The sequence below is a fragment of the Streptomyces niveiscabiei genome, from assembly GCF_001419795.1.
GTDB classification, from domain to species: domain Bacteria; phylum Actinomycetota; class Actinomycetes; order Streptomycetales; family Streptomycetaceae; genus Streptomyces; species Streptomyces niveiscabiei.
In genome coordinates this window covers 1-233 of the sequence record NZ_LIRL01000310.1, presented here as the reverse complement: position 1 = coordinate 233, position 233 = coordinate 1, and the positions used below count along the sequence as shown (strand labels likewise).

Below are 233 nucleotides of genomic sequence, written 5' to 3'. Positions count from 1 at the left end.
CGCACGTGGCGCGCATCCGGGAGACGGCGCGGAAACTCTCCACGCCCGCGCCGATGTGGTGCGCGTACGACCTGTGGGTGCGCGCGGAACTCCAGCGGGCGCAGGGGCGGGACACCGTGGACGAGTGGTCCGACGTGGTCACCGCGTTCGAGTGTCTGGAGCGGCCCTACGACCTGGCGCGCGTGCGCTACCGCCTCGCGGAGAGGCTGGTCGTGGCCGGCGGGGACGACGAG

1 protein-coding gene is annotated in these 233 nt (G+C 73.8%); it reads left to right on the top strand.

Annotated elements, in window-relative coordinates; all coding sequences use genetic code 11:
• The coding region (locus AOK24_RS50715) for a hypothetical protein (protein WP_420876668.1) at positions 1-233 on the top strand (233 nt) is incomplete at both ends.